Here is a 22198-nt window from a genome sequence, read left to right as displayed (position 1 = left end):
ATTCGGATCCTGATCGCAAGCTTCGCCGGCCTCGATATCTCAACGACAAAGAGGCCTTCGATGCGAGATGAAAAGGATTGCCATTTCGGCGATTTCTATGTCTCAGACAGCGACGACGACTTTGGAAACGACGCTCGCCGAAGTCCCCAGAGCGATCCTTGCGGCGCGGCGGCGGTCAACGGTCGCTCTTTGCCAACAATTCCAGATTTTCACGCATGTCTTTCCCCATGTGAACCGACGCAGCCGGCGCGGCTGCAAGCAGAAGACGCGCAGCGTTCGGCAGAGAGCGGTCCGAAGCCGAGAGGACCGCCGCCATCGGCGGGACGTTGACGGTGGGCGTCGCCAGCCTGAAACGCCCTTCTCCTGCAAGATCGGACCACTTGTCGAAGATCCAGGAAACGAGCGGCTCGGCCACTCCGCTTCGCAGCTTAGAGGCGCGAACGTGGAAAAGCATCCATGCGCCCGCCCACCAAAGGATGACAGGCTCGCCCGTTACATCGCGCCGAAGGGTATCAACGGACAGTGCCGCCCCGTGGCGATCGGTGCCGATTGTTTTCTGCTTGCCAGTCATTCGCTCAAGAAGCGGGTGCAAGCAAGAAATCTCCGCCGTACCCAAGCCGGCTTGAACGACGCTATCCACAGCGGCGAACGCACCTGCAAGCGCGGCTGCGATCGAGAAACTGAGAAGCATGTCTTCGCCTCCGCGCAAGACCTCCGGATCCGCTGCGTCATCTATGATCGCGGGCGGGACGACGCCGCGCTCGGGATTTTGCAGTTGCTCGCCAGAGTCGCGCCCGCCGCCAGCCTCCACCATGGCGGCCATTGCGGCGTGATGGCGCAGCAGCGGCACAAAGTCCGTCGCGTTGTGGCTCACGATAGCCTTGCGACCCGCCGCGATGATCCGCGAAATCTCCGACGAAAGAATCGGTCCCTTAATCAGATACCGCCGAAATTCCAGGTGGAACCCTGTCGGCCGAGGCAAAGCCTCGTCGGCGTCCGCAAGCATGTAGTAGGCAAAGTCAAGGTCGCCCAGCGGATGTGACCGGATCTCTTCTGGAGGCTCCTGGTTACTGGCGCATCCAGGAGCATAGCGAATGTCCTGAACGTCCGCGGGCACGCTATGCGTGAGTTCATTGAACAGCCACAAAACCGCATGCCTCACCACGCGATGGCAATACGCTTCAGCAAGCGTTCCGTCAGAATCTATCATTGGCAACTGCGCCAAGGCCACACGCAACTTCATAACGGCAACGTCGGGACGTCCGGCGCAACATGCAGCGTGCGCGGTATCGGCAAGCAAGCCGATCGCCATTGCCCGAACCGACGGTAACTGCAGATCAGATGCCTCAGTCCGTGCCTGCTCGAACCAACGCTCAGCCTCGGCCCAGTCACCCAGCTCGGCGGCGCTGATGCCTGCTTCCCTAGCGATATAGGCCCGCTCGAGCGCGTCCTGGCCACCGGCGCGTGCGGCGGTGGCGAGCAAGGGCAAGGCTGCTGCATGATCGCGCCGCCGCCAATGGATTTTGGCGCGCGCACGCACCAGCGCTATGTCAAAACCAAATCGCTTCTCCGCGTCCGCAAGACAAGCAAAGGCGCGCTCGACATCATCCCCGCTCTCATCGAGACAGATCGACTGGGCTACAGCGCAACGAACCGCGAGCGTCGGATTCTGCCACCGTATCGCGATATCCGCGCAGGCACCATATTGGCCGGCCGCAGCCTCCCAGTCGAAAGCGTCCGCTCGCGATTCCTTCAGCCATGCGTGCATGACCAGGATCGATATGTCACCGCGTCCGCTCTGAAAGGATGAGAAAAGTCGTTCCTGCAGCCCGGCATGCTCTTGGTCGAGCCGCTCAATCAGGGCGCGGAAACCCGCAACGGTCGTGATGTTACGCATCTGAGTGGCGAACAGCACGCCGGTCACGTGCACGTTTCCGCCTTTCGTGGATTGGAAACCTCGGCTGACCTCGGCCAAGCGCGTATCGGTTTCGGTCAAACGGTCGAAGCGCAAGAGAAGCTCAAGCCATGACGGAAACAGCTCGCCCGCACGTTCATGAATCAACAGCTTCGACAGAATCGAGCCTTCGAACAGCACCTTTCCCTCGACGTCAGCACGCTCGCGCTCAAGCGCCTTCCAGCACAGTTGCGCGTCTGCGGGGGCACCATTGGGAAGCAGGGACAGGAGCTGCCCAAACCGCATCATCACGGACGCGAAGGGATTTGCGGGAAAAATCGGGGTGTTCGTTGGAAACGAACCCAGCTCGCCAAGAAAGGGAGCAACAAGTTCGAGCGTCTCGGTGTTGCAACGGATTACGCTGTCCGCGAAAGCCACAACCAGCGCTGCCTCATCACTCTTGAGTGCGTGGCGCATGGCAGTGCCAGCGTCAAGCACTGAAAGACGTTTGCTGCTCATTAGGGCGTCGGCTATGCAGCGATGAATGGCCCGACGTTCTGCTGCGGTGAAAACCTCAAGCCCTGTCCCTTCAAGCAATGGCGATACGCGAAGACGGTCTCCATGCCATGGCTCGATCCAAGGACCGACAAGGCGGTCAAGCGCCAGGCCAGCAAGAGCAACGGGTGGAGCGACTGCCCCAAGTGTCATGGCCAGGCCACGATCGAACGTGCCGCCGATCAAGCTGGTTCGAAGCAGCAGAGACTGGGCTTCTGTCGGGACCGCCGCGACAAGCCGCTGCCGCATCGCGCGGCGCTCCGCCCCCATTTCGGTCTGGATGCTGCCGCCAAGCAGTGCTGCGACCGACGCCCGAGACCAGCCGGCCGCTGACAGGCGTAGAAGTATTGCTATCGTAAGCTGCGGATGGCCCAGCGAAGCCGCGCGATGAACGGCATCAGCGTATTTGACCTCTCCGCCCGTCGTGCTGACCAGGGCTGACACCTCATTGTCGCTAAAATAGGGGACCTCACAGACAGGCGATTCCTGGGGAGACAGCAGATGCTGTGTCGCCGGCGCCGGTGGTCGATATGATGTGACGATTGCGGTCGCGTTGCGTCGGCGCAGGCTTGCCATCATCCGGAGAAGAAGGTCGCGCACGGTGGGATGATCGATCTCGTTCAGATCATCCAATATGACATGCGTCGGTGGACGCGCCACCAACTCGCCCATGGCGACGGAGAGCCTCGATGCCGTCTCCATGGGACCAAGATCGCGAAAATCGACGATGACCCAATGATCGTTGGACCGTGAAGCGACAAGTCTCGCCAGAAGTGTTTTTCCAAGACCAGTGGCCGCAGTGGCAATTGCTATGCCCGTCCTGCACCGAATTGCATTGATGTCCGCCACGAGTTCTGTGCGTGGTGCGACAAGGGAAGGCATCGGCAGTTCGCTCGTCGGGACGAGTAGCGAAGGGCGTGAAAAAGGGCCGGCCGATCCGCTGAAGGCTGCAGGCAGTTGATCGACGGGCACAGACGCCATGGAGATGCTGTCAAGCAGGCGAAGCAGGTCGGCGCGACGCAATTGGCGAGCGCCTTTGGACGTTGCAGTCCGCAAGATGTGCTCGACCGTTGCCGGCAATAGGTTTCTGGCCACCTGGCTCGACAAGCGCCTCGCTGAAGCGACAAATTCGATGAGGCCGGATTCGAGCTCATCTCGAAGGTCCTCGAAACTTGATGCACCGCAGTGCCAATGAATCCGAGCGAAGAGCTCCGATCGCAAGGACTCGTCGTTCCGCGCCAAAACATAGGCCTTCGTAGCTGGCTTCAAATCGAGGCCCTCGAGCAGCTTGCGCAATGGCGCGACATCGGCACCGGCGGCAGCCAGACGCCAGTAATGCAACGCGGGTCGGTTATCGACGTGCTGATCTTTGCGGCGCTCGAGACCGATATCGGCGGTTGTCAGATAATGCAGGGAGACTACTCGCTTAGGATTGCGCGCAGCCGTGTCGACAAAACTGTCAATTGCCGCACGCACATCGGCCGACTGCAGGGTTATTCTGCCGCCCCCCGCGCTATACTTCACCTGGGTGCCGGCCAAAGCGTGGCGCGTCGTGACGGAATAGTCCTCCGCTACCTCGAGGTGAAGAAGTTCGCCGTCGGCCAGTCCAACCCAGGCAAGACCTGAGACATAGAGCTGGTAGCCGTAGCCACGCAAAGCGGCGACCGCCTGGCGAGAAGGATCGCCGTAAGGTGAACCGAGCCGCTGTCCAGAATCAAAGATGTCCATCTTCCATGCCCAGAGAGCCTGACGCTGCGAAAGCTACTTCCGCTTCAAGCTGCTATGCCGTTCTCTTGTAGACCGCATCACAGCGTGCTACAAGATGCGTAACCTGTAACACAAGCAGAGATGGTGATGCAACCCGACTCATCCAGGACCGAATTCCTCCGCGCCCGTGTTACCGAGCGGACAAAAATCGACTTCGATGCGATCTGCCAGGAGCTTGGGAAGACAAGCACGGAGCAGATGCGCGACCTTATCGAGGACTTCGTTCGCGAGAACTACAATGTCCTGACCGATCGCGTCGTCGTTCACATCTATCGGCCCGAAGGCTATAGTTTCGGTGCCTGGCGGGTCACGATCAAGTTGAGGAACCCGGCCGACATGACATGGGGCGGGGCCTCTGTACCCTTTCGCTTGCCCGACTTGCCAAAGAGGCGGCTGGACTCAGACCCTGAATACCGCTCCGTGGTGGAGGGCGCCGATGGCCAGCCCACGCTCGGCGGCGTCTTCGACGGACCCGAGTGGCGCGGCCATGTCTATTCGAACGGCTCAGAAGAATCGGAAAATCCGACGCCGATTGCGCAGGTCGAGAAGGCTCTGCGCGACACGATCGTCTCGCTCATCGAGCGCTTTTCACCGAAGTAGTTCACTAAACGCTACGGTTGCCGCCGGGAAGCTGGCCCGGGATGCAGGCCAATGCCTGGGCCGGAGCATGTTCGGCACGGTGCTGCGCATTCTCGCTGGCTACTCTCGGCGGTGGCAATTTGAGCTACCGTGTACCCCACGGAATGTGGCCTAGCATACTGAACGCGCCACGGCCATCGAGCTTTTGTGCGTGGACTCATCAGACGGGAAGGATCAGGTTTGCCTATCTAGCAGTGGCGGCTACCCCATGGCGCGGCCGCGACCTATAGCACGATATGCGGAAGTCTGCTTTAAGGCGGTGGAAGGCCCGATTTCAATGACCTATTGAACCCACCGGCGCAAAGCTGCCATTCGGCAGAAGATAGATGTGCTGAGTGAGTGGCTGGATCAGGCTCTTGAATCAATTTGGGCGAGCGCGAACCCTCGGCCCAGGCCACCTCAATCGCCAGCCGGGCCTTGCGAACATAGAAATCCGGTACGTCATGCTGCGTCCCGCGCGGCCGCGCGATCGTCCGGGTGATTACGCGCTCGTGCACTGCGTGCTGCCCATCGGGAGCATCGATTTCGCAAGTACGCGAGAAGACTTGAAACTTGCCTTTTCGAGCGCACGGGTCGTCGCAAACGAGAAGCTGGTCCTGCCAAGCCGGTGGTTGCGCAATTAGGTACGGCGCCAATATTTTATCAATGCTCTAATCGATTATAGTTGTGAAGAGCAGTTTCGGCCGTTTACTTGCCGCTCAAGTCCCGCATAAAAGAAGACAGCACCGATTCGGTAGCTTGTCCCTGTCTTTCGCGTACTCGCGGTTCGTGGTGCCGAGTGGACGATTGAAGACCGCCAGCCCGCTCACCAGCAGGTCTGCACTGGCGCCTTGGGGGCCGTTGGTAAGCCACAGGAGTAGGGCAATGTCGAAGGATTCGGGCAAGGGCGAAAATCACGGCGGCGGCCCCGGGAAGATCGAGATCACGGTGGTGGTGAACGGGCAGCCCACCCAGGTCGAAGCCAATCCCAACCAGCCGCTTCACGTCATTCGCACCAAAGCACTTGAGAATACGCAGAACGTCGCCCAACCGGCCGAGAATTGGGAATTCAAGGATGAGGCCGGCACCTTGCTCGACGTCGACAAAGAAGTTGGCGATTTCAGTTTCGCGACCCCTGTGACCCTGTTCCTCAGCCTGAAGGCGGGTGTCGCAGGTGCCTGAACTCCAAACTGTGGACCCTGGGGTGTCCCGAGCGAAGTTCGATCGGCAGATCGGCTGGTTCCAAACACAAGCAGGTATTTACCGGGCTCAGGGTTGTTTCCTGATCGAGGCGAGCTTCCCGACGGCCTTCTTCATCTTCGCACCGCCGAAGATAAAGCCACAGATCATCGGTGCAGCTGTCGAGATCGACTTCTCCAATTACGACCTCCGACCTCCGTCGGTGGTCTTCGTCGACCCCTTTATACGCCGGCCGATTGCCCGGAAAGATTTGCTGCTTAGGATGCTGAGACGACCGCATCTACCCGGAACCCCACCGGATATGATTTTGGTCCTCATGCAGCAGAACGCTCTGTCGCTGTCGGACTTCATCCAGGCCAACAGTGCGGAACACACGCCATTCCTGTGCATGGCAGGCGTCCGGGAATACCACGACAATCCAGCCCATTCAGGTGATTCATGGCTTCTCCACCGGGGTTCTGGCGAAGGCTGTTTGGCCTTCATCCTGGACAAGATCATCAAGTACGGGACCGGTCCCGTGGAGCAGCTTCAGTATCAGTTCCAAATCTCAGTGGGAGCCATGATAGCACCCCTACCCGCCATTCCAGAATGACCGAGCTCAAAGATGTCGAGACAGTCGCTCTTCCCCGAGACTGTCTTTCAAGTGTCCAGGCGCACCTGCGCTCAGTTGGGCGACAGGGCCATGAGGGGATGGCGCTCTGGGTCGGCGTTCAGCAAGACCAACACTTTGGCGTAACAGAGACCGTTATCCCGGCACAGCGTCACATTCGGACGGGCGACGGCGTTTGCGTGATAGTTCCGGCCGAAGAACTACACCGGCTCAATGTCTGGCTCTACAAGAGCAGCCTTAAACTCCTCGCCCAGATCCATAGCCATCCGGGCCGAGCCTACCATTCGACGACCGACGACGCCTACGCGGTCGCTACCACGGCTGGGTGTCTGTCGCTGGTGGTGCCCAATTTCGCCCGCGAGCCTTTCGATCTTGCTCGGGTCGCCGCCTTTCGACTTGACGCGAAGGCGAACTGGAATGAGGTCCCATCCGCGGCACTCAGGCGGATGATCACGATAACGGGTTGAACGATGGCACTCGCTAACTTCATCGACCGCGCCGCCACGGCAGCTTCTCAGGTGCTGGCCGACTTTCATCTATGCGACTTCAAAGCAGCCCTCGAAAAGCAGGTCGTGGCTGTGGCCTTCGACAGCCAAGCCGCTTCGTGTGCCGAGGGCCAGGCGACGCTTGACCTTACGGTCAGGTTGCTTGCCAGACTGTATCCGGTTCTAGCCATACTCCCCCTGGATATGGCCGCGAGCTCTCAAGCCCAAGCGCTCGAGCGCTTGGCAAAGTCGATCAATCCAAAAATCAGCATCCGGCGTTCCGGCAAGTATGCGACGGTCTGTGTAGCTGCAGGCGCGGTGCACCCATCACTTCGGTGCCCAACGTTTTTCATGGGATCGCAGGGTTGGGCGGCAAAGCTGTCGCGTACGGACCCGGTGGGCTCTGGCTCGAGCTTGCTGCCCTATGGAGCTGGCGCCGCAAGCTGCTTCGCCGCGGCCAACGTCTTTCGAACCATCTTTGCTTCCCAGCTGACCGGCGCCGAGCTGGACGAGAACATCGACCTCTCTTTATGCACCTACAACAAGAGCAACGCCGGCGATTCCAGCCCCTTCAACTTCCCTGTCGACCTTGGCGAAACGCACCTCGTTGGACTCGGCGCGATAGGCCATGGCTCGCTCTGGGCGCTGGCGAGGCAATCCGGTCTGTCGGGGCGCCTGCATGTAGTTGATCACGAAGCTATCGAACTCTCAAACCTGCAGCGCTACGTGTTGGCAGGTCAGACGGAGGTCGGCCTCTCTAAGGCGGCCCTCGCAACCAACGCCCTTCGGTCCACCGCCCTTGAAGTCGAGGCGCACCCTATGAAGTGGGCAGAATATGTTGCGCGCCGGGGCGACTGGGTATTCGACCGAGTGGGTGTGGCGCTTGACACCGCCGCCGACCGTCTAGCTGTCCAAGGTGCTCTGCCCGGATGGATCGCGAACGCCTGGACCCAGGAGCAAGATCTAGGCATCTCGCGGCATGGTTTCGATGACGGCCAGGCTTGCCTTTGCTGCATGTACATGCCGACCGGGAAATCCAAGGACGAACACCAACTGGTCGCGGAGGAACTCGGAATGCCGGAAGCACACGATGAGGTAAAAACGCTCCTGCAGACCAATACCGGAGTCCCCAATGAGTTCGTAGCTCGGGTGGCTACGGCGATGGCTGTGCCGTTTGAGCCGCTCGCCGCGTTTGTTGGCCAGCCCCTCCGTTCCTTTTATCAGCAGGCTATCTGCGGCGGTCTGGTGTTCCAGCTTAGCGATGGAAGTCGTCTCGTTCGAACCGTGGTTCCGATGGCCTTTCAATCAGCGCTTGCCGGGATCATGCTTGCCGCAGACCTGGTCAAGCATAGTGCGGGTTTTCCGATGAGTCCGATAACCAGCACTCGCGTGAATCTACTGCGCCCCCTTGGTTCTCACCTCCATGACCCGAAAGCCAAAGATACCAGCGGCCGCTGCATCTGCAGCGATGAGGATTTCATTGCCGCCTACAGGCTGAAATACGGCTGTGCCGTTGGACAGCTGAACAACGGGTCCGCCTAAGAAATATCTGAAGTCTTCGTTACCGCGGACGGCGAGCTGTCAAGCGCTCACCGATGTTTTCGACCACGATCGAGTGCCTGATGAGAGTGCGGGGCGGATACTATGACACGCTCGGCCCGCTGCTTGCCAATGTCAGGCCCAGAACCCACGACAGAGATCCTTGAGCGACGGCTCGCCATTTAACGTTTTTTGTACTTATCTACGTTCGACCATATTCGTCGTCGAAGCGAACGATATCATCCTCGGCGAGATAATCGCCGCTCTGCACTTCAATGATAACCAGGTCAATTCTGCCTGGGTTCTCAAGCCGATGCTTATGGCCGCAGGGGATGTAAGTAGATTCGTTTGTCCCCAGGAACAACTCCTGCTCGCCATTGACGATTTTGGCGGAGCCGCTGACCACGACCCAGTGCTCCGAACGATGATAGTGCATCTGCAGGCTCAACTGGCGACCGGGCTTCACCTCGATGCGTTTGATCTTGAAGCGCTCGCCTTCCTCCAGAACCGTATAGGTACCCCAGGGCCGGTGTACCGTGCTATGGACCAGATGAGCTTCATGTCCCGAAGCCTTGAGGCCCTCGAAGAGCTTCTTAACGTCCTGAACGCGGTCGCGGGATGTGACAAGCAAAGCGTCCGGGGAATCCACGATCACCAGATCGCTTACGCCCACCGTGCCGATGACGCGCTTGTCGGAGCTCACATAGGTGCCGGTCGTGTCAACCATGTGCACATCGCCGCGTATCCTGTTCCCGCTTTCGTCGGGGGCGATCAAATCGGCCATTGCGTTCCAAGATCCGATGTCGTTCCAATCCATGTCGCAAGGAATCACGGCAAGTCTGTTAGTCTTCTCCATGACAGCGTGGTCGAGCGAGATTCGCGGCGCGGAACCGAAATGCTCAGGCGCGAGTTCGATTTTGGCAAAGCCTTGGCATTGACTGGCGCGGCCGTTCTCGTAGCTGTCGGCGACGGCCTGGAGCACCTCGGGACAATGCAAAACCATCTCGTCGAGCATGGTTTGCGCACTGAAGCAGAAGATGCCGGCGTTCCAGAAGAAGCGTTGAGACGCGACATAGGCTTTGGCTGTATCCAGATCCGGTTTTTCAACGAAACGGACGACGTTCTCACCATCTGCTTCGATGTAGCCGAATGCTGTGTCCGGTCTGGTTGGGGTGATGCCCAATGTGGCGATCCGCCCGAGCTTGGCATGTTCCATGGCCAGGCCCATGGCGTCTAGAAACGCAGGCAGGTTGCTAATCAGGTGATCGGCCGGGAAGACGCACAGGATCGCGTCAGGGCCTTGCGTTGCCCTCGCATGGATCGCGGCTGCAGCCACGGCGGCGGCCGTATCCCGGCCTTCGGGCTCGAGCAGAAAGGTGCGTGGCAGGACCACGGAATCCAGCTCGTCAAATTCGTCCTTGGTCAGGAAGAGGTGTTCCCCGGATGTCACAGCGACGAGTTCCACGACACCTTCTATCGAAGCGGCGCGCAGCACAGTGTGCTGAATGAGAGAATATCCATCCGCTACTTTGAGGAAAGGTTTGGGGTGCGATTGCCTTGAGGCGGGCCATAGCCGCGATCCGGCTCCGCCGCTGATGATCACGGGAATCACTTTCATAACCAACCTCAATTTCGTCTCTGGAGTGATCGCCTGCGTTCTTTCGAGCGTCAGCGTCACGATCGCCGTCGCTCTGGCGTGTCTGCGGCCCCCGCGTAACAGCGAAGTTCTGGCGCGTTGCAGGCGGCGTCAGATGACGACGCTATCGGTAATGTACGACGCCTCCACTGGCGTCGGTGAGAAATGCGCATTCAATTATGCCTGTTGGTTGCGTCTGCCGAATTGCGCAGGTGGCGGGTCTTAACTGAGATCAGAGACTTGGCTGCCTTCTATCAAAGTCAAACGACTTGGCTCTTTCAGATCGAATTCAATTACCCGTGGTGCGAAAAGGCGTGCATATCGTGTAAAGGCGCTCGTCGGGGGAAACCGAATTACGGTATCGCAGCGCCCGAGAAGATACATCTCAACGAGGGCGGAAATTCCGCCGTCAATCCCGAGTGCTGCAGTGTGTAAGGGGCCACCTTGATTGGATCCGAAGTGCTTCGGGACAGTGAGCAGATCGGGAAACCTGGCCGACAGAAGATCCAGTATCCGCGCGCTGTCCGTGCATAAGAACAGCCGCACAGGCCTAGGGTGCGGTAACGCCTTAGCCTTGTCAATTGCAGCGCACACTTGCCGAACGGCGAGCTCCGGATCGGCCCAGTAGGGCGCATGCTCCATGATGTCTTCACCGTTACCGTGCCGAACATGAATCCCGATGATGCTGTGCCCCTCAAAACATTCCTGATAAATGGCATCTATGCGGGCTTGAATTTCTGGCCGAGGCTGGACACTCTGGAACACCTGCCGCTCTGCATCCTCATCGCACCGCCACATCAGACAAGCGTCACACACTACTGTGTTCGCTTCGACATCGTGTTCGGCCTGAAAGAGCTCGCCCAACTCATCGCGCTCTTGGAAAATCTGCTCATCTGGCCGGTAAAGGCACTCGATCGCCGGCCTGTTCCACCACTCCGGGAAGAATGGACCAGGGAAGGAAACGTCGTTGATCCGGTCGTCGGAAATAGCCGGCACGCCAGCGATGTCATTGATCGGCTGGAAGAACACCGGAAACGCATTTGTGAAGGGTTGGTCGAGGTAGCAGGCCCCCCGCCAGTCGATGACTAGAGTTCGTCCCGACCGCTGCGCGTAGCGCCAAGCGGCCGCCAATGACCACAGACAATCACCGAACCCCGTACGCCTCCGAGAGACGACGAACCGGCGCTTTTCCAATCCACTAACATGCATTTTCGGAAATCTCGTTTCGGAGAGGAGGTTGCATCCGGCTTGGAATCCTTAGTCGACACTAGTAGACCCTGACGCCGGGCGCTTGGCAGAGGCCGGGCCGTAGGGCAGAAGAGCTCCCTCAGCACTGCCCACTTAACCCTCTCGCACAGCTTGAAGCCGATGCCCTCGCTTCCGGTTCAGCCTTCTCTAATGGGCTTCCGCGGCATATGTAAAATCTATTGAGTGGATGCCGGCCATCCATGTGTTGGATGCCATGATGAAGGGGCTCGGCTGACGCGGGCCCGGCCAATAGAGCCGAAACAGCCGGGAAACGCTGCGACACTGCCTGCCGAAGCAAATCATTCCGTCGACGCCAGACGCCAAGGGTGCAAGGCTGCATACAGCAACCGGTACCGGGCGAGATGAGGTCGACAGCTCGACGCGCCTGGAACCAGCTGATCGACAGAATCTGCAGTCTGCTCCCAAAGTTCTGCACGACCTGTGCCGGATGCTGTGGTGAGGGCTCGCGGCCACGAACTTTGTCCTCGCCCCGAACGGAAGCTCGGGACCTACGACTCCGGGCCGGCGATGCGCCCCGGCTGCTCGGTCAGACCATCCATTCTGTGGATGCACTTTATCCAAACAATCGATTTCACTGATCCAAACAATTCCCATTAGAAGACGCTGAAGCAAGAAAGAAGGGCGTCCTCACTCGCTGATAGATGAGCAAATCAGCTGCAAGGTGCTTGGAGTACAGTCGCTCGCGGCGTGAGCTGAGCGGCACTCTGACCGCATGTACGAATCCCAGTTAGCGGCGCAACTCTATTTTGCTGTGACTCCAAGCAAGAGCAGGTGTGCTCGGCTGGCAGACTGTCAATGACGAGCTTCGCGCCGCATCTGTCGAAGTGCTCCATAGGGCACGGGGCGGGCCGCACATTGTGTCGGCGTGGCGAGCCGGAGCCGAAACTTTAAACTTTAGATAGAGCAGGAATAGAATGGGCGATAGCAGAAAAGTTGCTCTTATTACGGGCATAACTGGACAGGATGGTGCCTATCTTGCCCGTCTTCTTCTCAAAAAAGGCTACATCGTTCATGGGATTAAGCGACGTTCCTCTTCCTTCAACACGGGTCGTATCGAAGACCTCTACCAAGACCCGCACGAATCCGATCCGCGCCTGATCTTGCATTACGGTGACCTCACTGATTCGACTAACCTCATCCGCGTGGTTCAGGAATCTCAGCCAGACGAAATTTACAACTTGGCTGCTCAGAGCCATGTGCAGGTGTCGTTCGAAACACCTGAATACACAGCAAACGCGGACGGTATCGGTACATTGCGACTTCTTGAGGCGATTCGCCTCCTCGGTCTGACGGACAAGACCCGCTTCTATCAAGCCTCGACTTCGGAGCTATACGGCCTCGTGCAGTCCGTACCGCAGAACGAAACGACGCCCTTTTATCCGCGCAGCCCTTACGCCNATTGCGACTTCTTGAGGCGATTCGCCTCCTCGGTCTGACGGACAAGACCCGCTTCTATCAAGCCTCGACTTCAGAGCTATACGGCCTCGTGCAGTCCGTACCGCAGAACGAAACGACGCCCTTTTATCCGCGCAGCCCTTACGCCGCCGCCAAGCTCTACGCCTACTGGATGGTCGTCAATTATCGCGAGGGCTATGGTATGCACGCTTCCAACGGCATTCTTTTTAATCACGAAAGCCCCCTTCGTGGCGAAACTTTTGTGACGCGCAAGATCAGCCGCGCTGCCGCTGCTATCTACCTGGGCAAGCAGGACAAGCTTTATCTCGGCAATCTCGATGCTCAACGCGATTGGGGCCATGCGCGTGAGTACGTGCGAGGTATGTGGATGATGATACAGCAGGATCAACCGGATGATTACGTGCTGGCTACGGGCAAAACGACTCCTGTCCGCCAATTCGTCGAGTGGGCTTTCGAAGATATCGGCGTCGAGATCGAATGGCGTGGCAAGGGTGTCGGCGAAAAGGGCTATGATGTTGCGAGCGGCAGATGCCTAGTCCAAGTGGACCCACGCTACTTCCGCCCCACGGAAGTCGATCTTCTCCTGGGTGACGCTACCAAGGCGAAGGAGAAGCTCGGCTGGGTGCATGAGACATCCGTGCGCGAGCTTGCTGCGGAAATGGTACGCGAAGACCTGAAGGTCATGCAGACATCTGTAGTCATGAAGGAAGCGTAATGTATGATCTGAACGGAAAAACCGTGTGGGTCGCTGGCCACAAAGGTATGGTGGGCAGCGCTGTTGTACGCCGACTCGCGTCTGAAGACTGCAAAGTTGTGGCCGCCCCTCGGGGAGAGCTAGACCTCAAGCGACAGACCGAAGTTGAAAACTTCGTGGCAGTGGTGAAACCGGACGCTATCATTATGGCGGCGGCAAAGGTAGGTGGTATTCTCGCGAACGCCACCTATCCGGTCGACTTTCTTTACGACAATCTGATGATCGAGGCCAATATCTTCGCGGCAGCCCACGAAAACAATGTCGACCGCGTCCTCTTCCTCGGCTCGTCTTGCATCTATCCGAAGATGGCACCACAGCCCATTCCTGAAAGCGCGCTTTTGACCGGGCCACTAGAGCGCACCAACGAATGCTACGCCGTCGCCAAGATCACCGGCATCAAAATGGCTCAAGCCTATCGCCAGCAATATGGCCGCGACTACATCTCCGCTATGCCGACGAATCTCTACGGGCCAGGCGACAATTATGACTTGCAGTCAAGCCACGTCATCCCAGCGCTGATCCGGAAAGCGCATGAAGCTAAGCTCATAAGTGATAAGCAAATCACCATCTGGGGCACGGGCACACCACGTCGGGAATTCATGCACGTCGACGACTGCGCCGACGCATTAGTCTTCCTTCTGAAGAACTACTCTGACCATGATCACGTCAATCTCGGCTGCGGACAGGACATCACGATCCTAGAGCTGACTAGAATGATCTGCCGTGTAGTCGGATTTACTGGGGAGATCGCGCATGATCACTCTAGACCTGACGGTACACCGCGAAAGCTGATGAGCGTCGACAAGCTGCGCACTTTGGGGTGGGCAGCAAAGATCACTCTCATGGAAGGCATCGAGAGTGTCTATCATGCATTTCTGAACGGGAGCTACACCGAACGGCGATAGATAAGAGGATTTGCTGCGTCTCAGGCCTGTACGCGCTTTCGGGACCCAGAGCTAATGTAGACTGAGACAATCACTCGATGGCGATAGCGCTCATGTGAGCCAGCCGCGAGGAGCCCCGCCGGACCCGGACCCCATCCGCTCCAACCTCGTCCTTGAAGGTCACGGTGCGCTGCCCACGCCGACGCCGACTGCGTCAATCCTCACAAGGGTAACCGTCGATAACCGAACGCGTCTACGGTAACCGAATGTACTTCTTGTTCTCGTCCGAGGGATCTGTCGATGGGCATTCCGGACGAGCCAGGTTTGAGCATGTTACCTTCAAAACCCGGTTAGCAACGTCGGATTTGGTATGAAATTCGGAACAAGTGGATTACGGGGCCTGGCGACAGAATTGGCAGGAGCCGCCTCTGCCCTATATGCAACGGCATTCGCGACATTCCTGCTGGAATCCGGCCTGGCCAGAATTGGCGACGAGATACTCATAGGGCGCGACTTTCGCGCCTCGAGTCCGGCCATCGCCGCCGTCTGTGCGGCGGCACTGTCCGCGCTCGGCTTCATCGTAGTCGATTGCGGCGCAGTCCCCACCCCTGCCCTGGCACTGTATGCTCAGGCGCGTAAGAGTGGTTGTTTGATGATCACAGGCTCGCACATTCCGGCCGACCGTAATGGAATAAAATTCTATCGACCCGACGGTGAGATCGACAAGGGTGATGAGCGGGAGATAACGCGCATCGCCTTGCAGTTGGAGAAGCGCGGATACGTCCTTGAAGGTGCTGTTGCACGTCGGCAGCACCGGGAGGCCGAATGCAAGGCCTTTTTCATGGCGCGCAATCGAAAGCTTATGGAGATTAATGCTCTAAAGGGCTTATCGGTGGGCGTATATCAGCACAGCACAGTCGCGCGCGATCTCTTGGTTGACATTCTCTCATATCACTGTGCGACGGTCGTAACCCTGGGACGTTCGGAAGGTTTCATTCCTGTCGACACTGAAGCGGTCTCTGACGAGACTGCTCAACAGTTCAAGCTCTGGGCCAAAGAGCATCGGCTTGATGCGGTCGTCTCGGCAGATGGCGATGGTGACCGCCCACTGGTAGCTGACGACCACGGAGACCCCCTTCGCGGTGATTTGTTAGGCCTGATTACGGCGAACTTCCTGCAAGCGAAGGCAGTCGTCACGCCGGTCACATCAAACTCTGGTATCGAGACCGCAGGTTCTTTTAAAGTCGTGCGTACCAAGGTTGGATCGCCATTTGTTATTGCTGCCATGCTCGATTTGGTTGCGTCGGGTCACGAGCGCGTGGTTGGTTTCGAAGCAAACGGTGGTTTGTTGACCGGCACGGACTTTGACCCGAACGGAACTAAACTGCCAGCGCTACCTACACGCGACAGTTTTCTCCCCATCCTTGCGGCACTTTCCCTTGTTAGTACAAGTGGGCAGCCACTGTCGGAGATTGGCAGTTCCTTTCAATTGCCGGCAGCGGCGGCGGATCGCTTGGAAAATTTTTCCGTCGAAAGCAGCACTCGCCTCATGACATACCTTCGTACAGCGGAAACTAACATCGCCGCCTTCGTCGGGTCGATTGGAGTGGTAAGCAAGGTTAGCGATGTTGACGGACTTCGTATCACTCTCGCGGATAAGCGTGTCTTGCATTTGCGTCCATCCGGAAATGCCCCGGAAATGCGGTGCTACGTCGAAGCCGAAAATCGGGAGGACGCGGAGCTTTTGCTCCGGACTGGATTGGATCGAATTCGTAATTGGACGCAAGGCTAAATAAAAGCCGCCTCCCTGCGTATTCCAGGTGACCCTGGGGGTCGCACAAGCTACTCAAGCGCGATCAGAACGTCCACAGTGTCCCGGCCCTGTCCGCTTTGAAGCGAACCGGAACGCCCGTGGAAACAGCCGATCCGTACCAGCCACGGAGCATCCGTTAGCTCATGGTCAAGGCAGCGCCTTCCGGAAGCGAACAGCCGGTCCCGCACTGACCGCCTGCGCCGCATGTACGATGGCGTTGGTGTCCAGGCCGTGGTGACGGTATAGGTCCGCAATAGTCCCCGTCTGGCCGAACTGCTCGACCCCGAGCGCCTTCACGCGATGCCCGTTAACCCCACCGAGCCACGCGAGCGTCGCCGGGTGGCCGTCGATCACGGTGACGATGCCGCAGTCACGCGATAGCGGCGCGAGCAGCCGCTCGATATGACTCAGGGCGCCAATCGCGCCACGCTGCCGGGCACGTTCCGCCGCCTGCCAGCCCGCATTAAGCCGGTCCGCGGAGGTGATCGCGAGCAGCCCGACATCGCGCCTGTCCTCCGCCAGAAGACCCGTCGCGGCAATCGCCTCCGGCGCGACGACGCCTTGATAAGCAATGACGACACTCGCGTTGGGCCCAGGCGGACGCAGCCAATAAGCGCCATTGACGATGTCCCGCGCGAGCGCCGGGTTCATGTCGCGCAGCGGCTGCTCGAGCGGCCGGGTTGACAGGCGAAGATAGACCGATCCTCCGGTCTGATCACGCAGCCACGTCGTCTCATCCGGATCCCCCTCGCCATTACGTTGCATGTAATCGAAGGCAAAGCGCATGATCACGGACAGTTCGTCGACGAAGGCCGGTTCGAAGGCGCAAAGCCCATCCTGCGCCATGCCGATCAATGGGGTGCCGATCGACTGGTGTGCCCCGCCCTCGGGCGCCAGCGTCACGCCCGAGGGCGTTGCGACCAGCATGAAGCGCGCATCCTGATAGCAGGCGTAGTTTAGCTGGTCGGCCGATCGGTAGATGAAGGGATCATAGACTGTCCCGATCGGCAGCAGGCGCACGCCATTGATCGAGTGCGAGAGACCGAGTGCCCCGAGCATGATCATCAGGTTCGACTCGGCGATCCCGAGCTCGAGGTGCTGCCCCTTCGGCCCAAATTCCCAGGTAAAGGTCGACGGAATGCGTTCGGCCTTGAAGGTGTCCGCCATGGTCTCCCGGGCGAAAAGGCCGCGCCGGTTGACCCAGCCACCGAGATTGGTCGAGACCGTCACATCGGGCGAGGTGGTGACAATGCGGTCGGCAAGCAGACTGCGCTCGCGTGCGATGTCGTTCAGGATCTGGCCGAAGCCCATCTGGGTCGAGAGCGGCTTGCCGGGCTGCCCCGGTGACGGAAGGGTTTCAGGCACCGGCACCGACGGCGCAGACAGCCTCCTACGCCCCTCACTGAAGAACGGCGCCTTTGCGAAGAAGGCGTCAAGTTCCGCTTCCGGCAAGGTGGCGGCCGCCCATTTGTCCCACTCCTCACCCCGCTTTACGCCCATTTGCAGGCGGTAGTCTTCCATTTGCGTGGGCGTCATCTGCCCCGCGTGGTTGTCCTTGTGTCCGGCAAGGGGCAGACCGTAGCCCTTGATGGTGTAACAGATGAAGCAGACGGGACGGTCATGCCTGGACGCCGCCTCGAAGGCTTCGAGGAGGCTCGGCATGTCATGCCCGCCAAGGTTCGTCATCAACGCCTGCAACTCGTCGTCGGAGCGGCGTTCGATCAGAGTGGTGACCGGCCCTTGGTCTCCGATCTCGTCGAGCAGCCGCTTGCGCCAGGCAGCACCCCCTTGGAAGGTCAGCGCCGAATAGAGCTGGTTCGGACAGCGCTCTATCCACTCGAGCAGCTTCTCGCCCCCCGGCTCGGCAAAGGCAGCCTCTTGCAGAGCGCCGTGGCGCAGGACCATCACGTCCCAGCCGAAGTTGCGAAAAATCTGCTCGAACCGCTGCCAGAGGCCCTCCCGGATCACGGCGTCGAGCGACTGGCGATTGTAGTCGACCACCCACCAGCAGTTCCTGAGCCCGTGCTTCCAGCCTTCGATCAGGGCCTCGTAGATGTTGCCTTCATCCATCTCGGCGTCGCCGATCAGGCTGACCATTCGGCCCTCGGCACGCTCCTTCATCCAGCCGTGACCCGAGACGTAGTCCTGCACCAGCGACGAGAACAGCGTCTGAGCAACGCCGAGACCCACCGACCCGGTCGAGAAGTCGACATCGTCGACATCCTTCGTCCGCGAAGGGTAGCTCTGCGCGCCCTTGTAGCCGCGGAAGTTCATGAGCTTTTCGTGGGTCTGGTTGCCCGCCAGATACTGAAGTGCATGGAAGATCGGCGCCGCATGGGGTTTGACCGCCACCCGATCCTGCGGGCGCAGGACCGAACCGTAGAGCGCGGTCATGATGGTGCTCAGCGACGCGGACGAGGCCTGATGCCCCCCGACCTTGATCTCATCGCCCTCGCGGACGTGGTTGGCGTGGTGGATCGTCCAGGCTGCGAGCCAGGAGACGCAGCGCTCGATCTCGTTCAGATATTCCAGTTTCCTCGTCATTCAGTTTCCCGCAAATCAGCTGCCGGTCTCACAGGACCCCCGCCCAAATGGTCAAAGATCGAGTTTCAACACACCTGTCGCGCGCGACACGCAGGGGATGAAGCGGTGGCCGCGTGCCTCCTTGGACAGGACGGCATCCCGATGGATCGGCTGTCCCGCCAGCATTGCGCATTCGCAGGTCCCGCACACCCCGTTCTCACACGAGGCCATCAACGGCACACCGGCCGCACGCAAGGCGGCCAGTGCCGTGGTCTCAGCCGAAACCTCAACCACCCTGCCCTCAGCCAGTTCTATGACGAATGGTTCCGGTGGCGCGCCATCAAACTCGGGAGGCTGGAAAGTTTCGAAATGAACAGTACCCTTGGGCCAGTGTTGAGCCGCGCGCCCCACAACCGCCATGAAGCTAGGCGGTCCGCAGTAGTATGTCTGCGCGTCGTCCGAACGGTTCGCCAGCAGCGCGGCGATGTCCTGGCGGGTCGCCGGCTCGTCGTCGAAATGGATCCGCACATTGCCGCCAGGAAGATCGCTCCCGATCGCCGCCAAGAGTGGCGTGAGCGCCCGGCTGCGGGTGAAATAGTGCAACTCGAAGGGCTTGGCCTGCCGGGTGAGCGCGCGCGCCATGGCCAGAATCGGGGTGATCCCGATTCCCCCTGCCAGCAGCAAAGTCGGCCCCTCGCCTGGCTTGAGCGCAAAATGGTTGCGTGGCGCGGAGACAGGCAGTGTGGAGCCGACGGCAATGGTTTCGTGGATCCACGCCGAGCCGCCACGGCCGTCATTCTCGCGCTTCACCGCGATGGTGTAGCGGCCAAGCTCGGTCGGGTCGCCGCAAAGTGAATACTGACGCACCTTCCCTTCAGGCAGATGGACGTCGACGTGAGAACCCGCTTCGAACGCCGGCAGCACAGGTTTGCGTGGGTGTTTCAGGTCGATGACCAGCACGTCGCCCGGCTCCTTGCGGGCGGCGGTCACGGTCAGCTTCATGATGATGCGCGGCGAGGCCATGGCGTTTCACTCGTCGATGGGCAAGATCAGATCACCGGGCCGGATCACGCCCCCGACCTCGATTGTGCAGTTCAGGCCGGAGCGGTTCAGAAGCCCCTCGTAGAGACCCGGAAGCCCGAGCAACTCCTCGATATACTTGCACGGCACATTCATCCGGGCGGCCCTGAGGATCGTTTCCCCGACCCGGAAGCGTTTGCCGACAAGATGGCTAAGCGGAACGCCTCGTGTCGTCAGATTGCGCCGGTGATCTTCGGGTGCGAGCTTGGCCTTGAAGCCCGGAATTCTGGGTTCGCCCTGCGCGATGGCGTCCAAGACTTCAGCTTCGATCAGCGTCACTTCGCGAACGTCAGGACGCGCGGAATAGGTCCCCGTCCCCAGGTAGTAGCGGTCTCCGACAATGCCTTGGCCGGCAATAAGCTGCGCCTGCGCCAGCTCCTCCATTTCATAGGAAGCGGCAGGCGCGATATGGACGTGAAGCAGCTTTCCTTGCCAGGTCATCATCGCTCTCGGAAATTCGTCTCGTGGAAACCTGCTGCAAAACTGGCCTGATCAACAGCGCCAGTTGCATGGCATTTTTCCGGTCCAGTTGGCTGTTTGGAAAGAAATACGGGGGGCCCTCGGACCGTTTTTAGCGCCAGCTTTCGGCGTCGCCCCGTCTCAGTTGTTCCGCGCCGGCATCGCGTCTTGCACCTGCTTGACAACCTCTCGCAGGACCTCAACGCCCTTCCCGATCTGCCGAATGCTCAAGGCGGCATAGCCCATGACAAGTCCGACGCGATCGGTGCGGCCTTCGTCCGATGGCCGTTCGTACAGCGGCGAGATCAAGTGTAGCCCCAGGCCAGCGTCGCGGGCGGATTCGACCAAGGCCGTTTCCCGCGATCGTGGCAGGTCATTGAACCAAACCGCGACGTGCAGTCCCGCATCAGCTCCCTGGACAGTGATGCGATCCCCGAAGCTGTGCTGCAAGGCGCCCAACAACGTTTCCCGACGCTCGCCGTTCAGCCTGCGCACACGGCGCACATGGCTTTCGTAGCCGCCGCTCTCGATCAACGATGCCAGCGCTTCCTGTTCAGCGACCGGCGAATGCCGGTCTGCGAATTGTTTGGCGGTTGCGAAGACCTCCTGCAATTCGGGTGGGACGACGAGGTAGCCGATGCGCAGCATCGGCGAGAGCGTCTTGGATATCGTGCCGAGATAGATGACAGCCCCGTGGTCCTCGAGACTGTGCAGCGGAGGGACCGGATTGATGTCGTAGCGATATTCGCTGTCGTAGTCGTCCTCGATCACATAGGCGTTGTTGTGCCGCGCCCATTCCAGAAGCTGATGGCGGCGCGCGATCGGCATGACGCCGCCCAGCGGAAACTGATGCGATGGCGTCACATAAGCCAGTCGTGCTCCGATCCCCGCCAGCAACTCGGTCCTCATCCCGTCTTCGTCGACGATGACCGGGATGGGTGAGGCACCCGTACTGGCAAAGACCTGACGCGCCATCCTGTAGCACGGATCCTCGATGACGAAGCGGTCGGCGGGATCGAGAAGCAGGCGCGCGCACAGATCAAGGCCCTGCTGCGAACCGCTGACGATGATGATCTGGTCGAGGTCGCAGCTCAGGGTCCGGGCGCGCCAGAGATAGCCCTGAAGCGCCTGGCGGAGCCGGCGCGAGCCGCGAGGATCGTCATAGGCAAGACGCAGCGGGCGCTGCCCCATCGCCTCGTTCATCGCGCGTTTCCAGACCAATGAAGGGAAATCCGACGGCGCGAGGTCGCCATAGCGGAACTCGACCTTCAGCCCAGTCGGCAGATAATCTGGCCAGGGTGACGTCGCGCGCAGCCGCTCGCCATATGCGGACAGGTGGATCGGGCCGACCCGTTGCGCGTGAGTGCGCCCCGTCCCATGACCCATCAACGAAGACGCAACGCGAGGTCGTGCGCCTTGACGGACTTCGATGAAACCCTCCGCAGCCAGTTGCTCATAGGCGACCGTCACCGTGGTTCGCGAAACGCCGAGGTCATTTGCCAGGGCCCGGGAGGATGGCAACTGACTGCCGGTTTCGTAGACGCCGCCGAGGATTTGCTCGCGAAGGGCTTCGTATATCTGGCGTGCACCCACCGCGTGCGAGCGCGCTGCAGACCCGGCACTTGAAGACTGGACCATCTCTTTCATCGCCAACTGGATATTTCACATTGGCCAGGTTGCCGTCAATCTTTCGGAA

At 59.7% G+C, this 22198-nt stretch carries 14 protein-coding genes and 2 pseudogenes; 9 read left to right on the top strand and 7 right to left on the bottom strand.

Annotated elements, in window-relative coordinates:
- Positions 1 to 175: 175 nt before the first annotated feature.
- A complete protein-coding gene (locus X742_RS153220) occupies positions 176 to 4177 on the bottom strand; it encodes a hypothetical protein (protein WP_023772724.1) in 4002 nt (1333 codons plus the stop codon).
- A gap of 126 nt (positions 4178 to 4303) precedes the next feature.
- Between X742_RS153220 and X742_RS153225 the strand changes: the two genes are divergently transcribed.
- The 5 genes from X742_RS153225 (at position 4304) to X742_RS153250 (ending at position 8671) form a co-directional block, all read left to right on the top strand.
- Entirely contained in the window at positions 4304 to 4816 is a 513-nt protein-coding gene (locus X742_RS153225; RefSeq protein WP_156939388.1) for a hypothetical protein, read from the top strand.
- 903 nt (positions 4817 to 5719) lie between these two features.
- The gene (locus X742_RS153235) at positions 5720 to 6016 is read left to right on the top strand and encodes a DUF2604 domain-containing protein (protein WP_023772721.1); all 297 of its coding nucleotides are present in this window, start codon (positions 5720 to 5722) and stop codon (positions 6014 to 6016) included.
- A gap of 22 nt (positions 6017 to 6038) precedes the next feature.
- Complete coding sequence (locus tag X742_RS153240; RefSeq protein ID WP_245274146.1) at positions 6039 to 6626, top strand: putative metal-binding protein; 588 nt, start codon at positions 6039 to 6041, stop codon at positions 6624 to 6626.
- A gap of 98 nt (positions 6627 to 6724) precedes the next feature.
- On the top strand, positions 6725 to 7111 hold the full coding sequence (locus X742_RS153245) for a hypothetical protein (protein ID WP_245275556.1): 387 nt from the start codon (positions 6725 to 6727) through the stop codon (positions 7109 to 7111).
- Between the two features lie 3 nt (positions 7112 to 7114).
- Positions 7115 to 8671 (top strand): E2 ligase fold family C protein, encoded by a 1557-nt coding sequence (locus X742_RS153250; RefSeq protein ID WP_023772718.1) that lies wholly within the window; start codon positions 7115 to 7117, stop codon positions 8669 to 8671.
- Between the two features lie 199 nt (positions 8672 to 8870).
- On the opposite strand, the gene X742_RS153255 is transcribed toward X742_RS153250, so the two are convergent.
- Together X742_RS153255 and X742_RS153260 are read right to left on the bottom strand one after the other, a co-directional pair.
- Positions 8871 to 10286: a mannose-1-phosphate guanylyltransferase/mannose-6-phosphate isomerase gene (locus X742_RS153255; protein ID WP_023772717.1), complete on the bottom strand. Its 1416-nt coding sequence runs from the start codon at positions 10284 to 10286 to the stop codon at positions 8871 to 8873.
- Between the two features lie 240 nt (positions 10287 to 10526).
- Positions 10527 to 11513 carry a nodulation protein NodZ gene (locus tag X742_RS153260; protein WP_023711832.1) on the bottom strand — a complete coding sequence of 329 codons (987 nt, stop codon included), beginning with the start codon at positions 11511 to 11513 and terminating at the stop codon, positions 10527 to 10529.
- A 974-nt stretch (positions 11514 to 12487) separates the two neighbouring features.
- Between X742_RS153260 and X742_RS0137120 the strand changes: the two are divergent.
- The 4 genes and pseudogenes from X742_RS0137120 to X742_RS153270 all read left to right on the top strand — a co-directional run.
- Positions 12488 to 12970: pseudogene (locus X742_RS0137120) on the top strand (GDP-mannose 4,6-dehydratase); the annotation flags it as partial.
- A gap of 2 nt (positions 12971 to 12972) precedes the next feature.
- Positions 12973 to 13704: pseudogene (locus tag X742_RS0137115) on the top strand (GDP-mannose 4,6-dehydratase); the annotation flags it as partial.
- Positions 13704 to 14648 (top strand): GDP-L-fucose synthase, encoded by a 945-nt coding sequence (locus tag X742_RS153265; RefSeq protein WP_023772716.1) that lies wholly within the window; start codon positions 13704 to 13706, stop codon positions 14646 to 14648. The pseudogene X742_RS0137115 and the gene X742_RS153265, both read left to right, overlap by 1 nt.
- 349 nt (positions 14649 to 14997) lie before the next feature.
- Positions 14998 to 16419 carry a phosphomannomutase gene (locus X742_RS153270; RefSeq protein ID WP_023772715.1) on the top strand — a complete coding sequence of 474 codons (1422 nt, stop codon included), beginning with the start codon at positions 14998 to 15000 and terminating at the stop codon, positions 16417 to 16419.
- A 168-nt stretch (positions 16420 to 16587) separates the two neighbouring features.
- Here X742_RS153270 and X742_RS153275 read toward each other — a convergent pair whose 3' ends face one another.
- The 4 genes from X742_RS153275 to X742_RS153290 form a co-directional block, all read right to left on the bottom strand.
- Entirely contained in the window at positions 16588 to 18984 is a 2397-nt protein-coding gene (locus X742_RS153275; protein ID WP_023772714.1) for a transketolase, read from the bottom strand.
- Between the two features lie 51 nt (positions 18985 to 19035).
- Positions 19036 to 19986, bottom strand: coding sequence for a PDR/VanB family oxidoreductase (locus X742_RS153280; protein WP_023772713.1), 951 nt, complete (start codon positions 19984 to 19986; stop codon positions 19036 to 19038).
- A 6-nt stretch (positions 19987 to 19992) separates the two neighbouring features.
- A complete protein-coding gene (locus X742_RS153285; RefSeq protein ID WP_023772712.1) occupies positions 19993 to 20484 on the bottom strand; it encodes an MOSC domain-containing protein in 492 nt (163 codons plus the stop codon).
- A gap of 159 nt (positions 20485 to 20643) precedes the next feature.
- Entirely contained in the window at positions 20644 to 22149 is a 1506-nt protein-coding gene (locus X742_RS153290; protein ID WP_031248002.1) for a PLP-dependent aminotransferase family protein, read from the bottom strand.
- Between the last annotated feature and the right edge of the window lie 49 nt (positions 22150 to 22198).

Source organism: Mesorhizobium sp. LNHC229A00 (assembly GCF_000502415.1).
Classification (GTDB): Bacteria; Pseudomonadota; Alphaproteobacteria; order Rhizobiales; family Rhizobiaceae; genus Mesorhizobium.
Note: the sequence above shows the minus strand (reverse complement) of the source record. Positions and strands in the feature narration are given on the sequence as shown.